At 63.2% G+C, this 3868-nt stretch carries 5 protein-coding genes; 1 reads left to right on the top strand and 4 read right to left on the bottom strand.

Annotated features, from left to right (window positions below; all coding sequences use genetic code 11):
• Positions 1-90: 90 nt before the first annotated feature.
• Positions 91-1122 (bottom strand): histone deacetylase, encoded by a 1032-nt coding sequence (locus ACFE99_RS23735; RefSeq protein ID WP_375489139.1) that lies wholly within the window; start codon positions 1120-1122, stop codon positions 91-93.
• An 84-nt stretch (positions 1123-1206) separates the two neighbouring features.
• The gene (locus ACFE99_RS23740; protein WP_375489141.1) at positions 1207-1938 is read right to left on the bottom strand and encodes a haloacid dehalogenase type II; all 732 of its coding nucleotides are present in this window, start codon (positions 1936-1938) and stop codon (positions 1207-1209) included.
• Between the two features lie 73 nt (positions 1939-2011).
• Here ACFE99_RS23740 and ACFE99_RS23745 point away from each other — a divergent pair, with 73 nt between their 5' ends.
• Positions 2012-2350, top strand: coding sequence for a tRNA-binding protein (locus tag ACFE99_RS23745; protein ID WP_375489143.1), 339 nt, complete (start codon positions 2012-2014; stop codon positions 2348-2350).
• A 60-nt stretch (positions 2351-2410) separates the two neighbouring features.
• Here ACFE99_RS23745 and ACFE99_RS23750 read toward each other — a convergent pair whose 3' ends face one another.
• Entirely contained in the window at positions 2411-3535 is a 1125-nt protein-coding gene (locus ACFE99_RS23750; protein ID WP_375489145.1) for a CapA family protein, read from the bottom strand.
• Between the two features lie 41 nt (positions 3536-3576).
• A partial coding sequence (locus ACFE99_RS23755; RefSeq protein WP_375489147.1) for a hypothetical protein occupies positions 3577-3868 on the bottom strand: 292 nt, incomplete at its 5' end.

Genomic DNA, 3868 nt, shown 5'->3' on the forward strand with positions numbered 1-3868 from the left:
CCCTATACGCCTCCGCCGCCGCAGCCACTGCCGCCGGATTGCCCGCCGTGGTCGCCTGTCTTGGCCCCGTCGCGGTGCGGTGGTCTTTGATTACAGCCCGTGTAGCCGCTTGAGCCGTGCGACAAGTCCGTTGATGTCTGGCTCGGGTCGTGAGCTCGGAAGTGTCATCGGCGGGTCGACTGTGTGTTCGCCGAGCAGCAGGCGAGCGATATTGCTTATGCCGTATCGCAGCGCGTCCATGTCATAGCCGCCCTCAAGCACGAAGACGACTTGGCCCGTGCATAAACGTTGGGCCATGCCAATGACTTCCGCGGCCAGGTGGGAATAGCCAGGCAACGTCAGGCGCATCCCCGCCAACGGATCTGTCCAGTATGCGTCGAATCCCACCGATACGAGGATCAACTCAGGGTTGAATCGCTCGGCCGTCGGCCAGATCACCGTGTCGAAAATCGTTGCGTAGCTAGCGTCGCCGCTTCCGGCCGGCAAGGGGATATTCACTGTGTAGCCCTCGCCAGAGCCGATGCCGATGTCACTCGCAGCACCGGTGCCGGGATAGAACGGATACTGATGCGTCGAAACGTAGAGCACCGATGGATCGTCATAGAACATGGCTTCAGTGCCATTGCCGTGGTGAACGTCGTAGTCGACGATCAAGATGCGCTCAACCCCATAACGCGTCTGGGCGTGGCGCGCGGCAATGGCGACGTTTCCGAGCAAGCAGAAACCCATGGCGCGGTCGGGCATCGCGTGATGCCCCGGCGGGCGGACGGCCGCCAGGCCATTGTCCGCGGTTCCGCTGAGCACAGCATCGGTCGCAGCAACTACTCCGCCCGCCGACAACCGCGCGATGGTGAGGGCATCTGGTCCCGCGTAGGTATCGGGATCCAGGTGAATTGTGCGCGGCATGTCGTTGATGCGTCGCAGCAAGTCGAGATAGTCGTCCGTGTGCACGGCGAGCACTGCCTCGGTGTCTAGGGCCTGGACTTCGAGCGGTTGCATCCGCGCAGCCAGGCCGCTCTCGTCCAACCCGCGCCACACCGCGCGGATTCGGTCCGCGCACTCGGGATGTCCCGGCAAATCGTGTTCGGCGTACCGGGGATGGGTTGCGTAAACCGTGGTCATGCCGTCAACTCCTGCGCAGTGGCTCAGCCAGTTCCATCGTCAGCCATATCGGACGCGACCGCGGGGAAATACAGCCCACCGCGCTCAGCAGCCCAACTGCTCGGCGAGGTCGAGGAAGTCGGTGGCGTTGATGTCGAACCGTTCGTCGTAGGCGACGTCGACTGCACCGTGCGGCCCCAACTCCAGCGGGCGCGTGACGAAGGCGGTCTGGAAGCCGAGAGCGGCCGCTGTCTGGAGGTCGTATTTATGGCTGGCCACCATCATGATCTCGGCGGGTGGCAGCCCGAGATACTGCACCGCCATGTGGTAAATCGCCGGGTCGGGTTTGAACACCCCGGCCATTTCGGCGGTGAACACCGCATCCCAGGGCAACCCAGCGCGTTTGGAGATGTTAACCACCGCTGACACGTCGGCATTGGACAGGGTCGCCAGCGTGTACTTCGTCTTGAGCCTGGTGAGGCCGGGCACCACATCCGGCCACGGTGCGAGCCGCTGGCACGCCGACGTCAGCTCTTCTTGTTCAGCGGCGGAGAAATCGATGATGCCATACTGGTCAAGCTGAGATCGCAGGGCCGCCCGGTACATCGAGTGCACGGAGATCCACTTTTCGTGACTAGGTCTCGCTGAGTCCACTGCGGTGAAATATGCTGCGCGCCAAGCATTGACGAATGCCGCCCAATCTACGTCCGGATGCCGCCCAGCACTGATTCGCTGCGCCTCGCAACACAGCGTTGAATGAAAGTCCGTCGCGGTGCCTTGCACGTCGAACAGCAGCGCCTTAAGGGCACTTCGCCGTACGTGCGTCGTGGCGCTCATTGTTGGCAACAAGCCATAGCAGCTCAAGTACCTTCACGTGCGGAGGCCAGATGAAACACTAGCGAACCACGCTATGGGAATTGTGATCGATTGGTCCGATTTTCAACGGGTTGAATTGCGCGTGGGCACCATCGTCGAGGCAATGCTCAACCGTCGCGCGAAGAAGCCCGCGTATGTCCTCACGATCGACCTCGGGCCATTGGGGACGAAGACTTCCAGCGCTCAAATTACCGACTACTACGATGCTGAGCAACTTCTTGGCCGCCAAGTGCTTTGTGTCTGTAATTTCGCTCCCAAGAACGTCGCCGGCGTCACCTCGGACGTGTTGGTAACCGGTGTCTACGACCACGCCAACAAGGTGGTCATAGCCGGATTCGACCGTCCATTGCCGAACGGAGCGCGGTTGACCTGATCTGCGGGCCTTGCGAAGCGAGCATTTCGTGCCTGGGCTGCTGCTGGGAATCGCTGTTGCTCAGCGCATCTCGTTCAGCGATGGATACGCGGTAAGGACAGTGTCGCCGGTGGCACGGACCCGCGTCCGGAACGGCTGCCCGAGTCGATCCAGCGTCCGCTGCAGCCACTCGGCGTCGTCGCGCGGAACGCGCTCGAGCCGCATTCTTCGCATCCGCATCGGCACCATTCGCAAGGTGACACAGTCGTCGACTGAGACGAAGTACAACAGCCGCAAATTTGGCCGGAATTCCTCGTAGCCAGTGATGCCCTCGTAGTCGTCCACCGCATCGCCGCAGCCGTACAAGATCAACTTGTCGGCGTAGAGCTCGATCGGTCGCGGATGGTGGGAGGAATGCCCGTGCACAATGTCGACGCCGGCGTCGATCAACCGGTGCGCGAAACGAATCTGGCGAGCATCGACGTCGTAGCCCCAGTTCGAACCCCAATGCACCGAGACGATCGCGATATCGCCGGGCCGCTTCGCTGCGAGCACCCGATCGGCGACCACGGCGGCGCTGCGGTCGGACAGCTCGGCCACAAAGGCGACACCCGGCCGGCTGTGATCTGCCGCCCAGGAACGTGGAATGCCACTGGACGCCATGCCACAGGCGGCAATGACGACACGCTTTCCATCGCCGCACGGCACGACGGTGGGGCGCTCAGCTTGCTGGGCGGTAAGTCCAGCGCCTACCGCGCGGATTTCGGCGTGGGTCAGCGCATTCAACGTGTCGGCTAGTCCGCGAGGACCGAAGTCGAGGATGTGGTTGTTGGCGAGGACGCAAGCGTCGGGCCGAGCTGCGGTCAAGCAACCGATGTTGTCGGGGTGCATGCGGTAGTGCACGGCTTTGCGGGGCGCGAACTCGCCGCGGCGGGTAATGGTTGTTTCGAGGTTGATCAACCGGACGTCGGGCGAGAATTCGTCAAGTAGTGACAGCGCCTCTCCCCACGGCCATGTCACGTCGGTCGGCGCGGGAACCGGCCCGTTGAGGCGCTCGGCGAGTGTCACGTAGGTGCGGGCATCGGTGACCGACGGCTCGCGTAGTTCGGCGCTTCCCGGATGCGGAAGTATTTGGTCAATCCCGCGACCGGTCATCACGTCGCCGCAGAGAAAAACCGTTACACGGGTGTCGGACCTCGCTGTCACTGCGTGACATTGTGCTCGCCATTTCTCGGCGTGACCGTCGATTACCGCGGATCCCGGCCTTGCGACCCGTGCAGGAATCGACGCCGCAGTGTCTCCAGGAGGCGGTGCGCTTCATCGATGCGCGCACGAAGCTGCACGAGCTCCTCGGGTGGCCAACCGTCTGGCGTGCGCCGGTGGCGACGCCTTAGACCGCGGTCAACCATGGCTCTCGCCACTTGTTCCAACTGGGAGATCTCCGAGCGCAGCATGCCCTCGAAGATCCGGGCCTGGGCCACCTCGGCAGCGTCGTGCGACTGCCCCGCGCCGCCGTCGGCCGGGCGAACCGCCGCGCTC

It is taken from the genome of uncultured Mycobacterium sp. (genome assembly GCF_964249325.1).
Taxonomy (GTDB): domain Bacteria; phylum Actinomycetota; class Actinomycetes; order Mycobacteriales; family Mycobacteriaceae; genus Mycobacterium.

Excerpts from the sequence above, each read along its gene's own strand:
- ACFE99_RS23735 (WP_375489139.1), bottom strand. The coding sequence starts at position 1,122 with ATGACCACGGTTTACGCAACCCATCCCCGGTACGCCGAACACGATTTG.
- ACFE99_RS23740 (WP_375489141.1), bottom strand. The coding sequence starts at position 1,938 with ATGAGCGCCACGACGCACGTACGGCGAAGTGCCCTTAAGGCGCTGCTG.
- ACFE99_RS23745 (WP_375489143.1), top strand. The coding sequence starts at position 2,012 with ATGGGAATTGTGATCGATTGGTCCGATTTTCAACGGGTTGAATTGCGC.